Here is a 652-nt window from a genome sequence, read left to right as displayed (position 1 = left end):
AGGTCACACCCGTTCCCATACCGAACACGGAAGTTAAGCTCTCTAGCGCCGATGGTAGTTGGGACCTTGTCCCTGTGAGAGTAGGACGTTGCCAGGCAAAATGGAGGATTAGCTCAGCTGGGAGAGCACCTGCCTTACAAGCAGGGGGTCGGCGGTTCGATCCCGTCATCCTCCACCATATATGTCGGAGGGGTAGCGAAGTGGCTAAACGCGGCGGACTGTAAATCCGCTCCTTCGGGTTCGGCAGTTCGAATCTGCCCCCCTCCACCATTCTTAATTAATGGGCTATAGCCAAGCGGTAAGGCAACGGACTTTGACTCCGTCATGCGCTGGTTCGAATCCAGCTAGCCCAGCCATTAAGAGCCATTAGCTCAGTTGGTAGAGCATCTGACTTTTAATCAGAGGGTCGAAGGTTCGAATCCTTCATGGCTCACCATTTTTAATAAAACATGCGGGTGTGGCGGAATTGGCAGACGCACTAGACTTAGGATCTAGCGCCTTTGGCGTGGGGGTTCGACTCCCTTCACCCGCACTTTTAATAAAATAACTCATACATGTCTTGCGGAAGTAGTTCAGTGGTAGAATACAACCTTGCCAAGGTTGGGGTCGCGGGTTCGAATCCCGTCTTCCGCTCCAATTTTCAATATGACAT

6 tRNA genes and 1 rRNA gene are annotated in these 652 nt (G+C 51.8%); all 7 read left to right on the top strand.

Features of this window, described 5'->3' with window-relative positions:
- Positions 1-97: ribosomal RNA gene (rrf, locus tag ACTJJY_RS31970) — 5S ribosomal RNA — on the top strand; the annotation flags it as partial.
- A gap of 5 nt (positions 98-102) precedes the next feature.
- Positions 103-178: transfer RNA gene (locus ACTJJY_RS31965), tRNA-Val, on the top strand.
- Positions 179-186: 8 nt separating this feature from the next.
- Positions 187-270 (top strand) — tRNA-Tyr (locus tag ACTJJY_RS31960).
- A gap of 11 nt (positions 271-281) precedes the next feature.
- Positions 282-356: transfer RNA gene (locus ACTJJY_RS31955), tRNA-Gln, on the top strand.
- A 4-nt stretch (positions 357-360) separates the two neighbouring features.
- Positions 361-436: transfer RNA gene (locus tag ACTJJY_RS31950), tRNA-Lys, on the top strand.
- A 15-nt stretch (positions 437-451) separates the two neighbouring features.
- Positions 452-532 (top strand) — tRNA-Leu (locus tag ACTJJY_RS31945).
- 29 nt (positions 533-561) lie between these two features.
- Positions 562-636: transfer RNA gene (locus ACTJJY_RS31940), tRNA-Gly, on the top strand.
- The last annotated feature ends 16 nt before the right edge of the window (positions 637-652 follow it).

Source organism: Bacillus sp. 22475 (assembly GCF_052044835.1).
Lineage (GTDB): Bacteria > Bacillota > Bacilli > Bacillales > Bacillaceae_G > Bacillus_A > Bacillus_A cereus.
The sequence above is the reverse complement of the archived record's forward strand: the minus strand, read 5'-3'. Positions and strand labels throughout refer to the sequence as shown.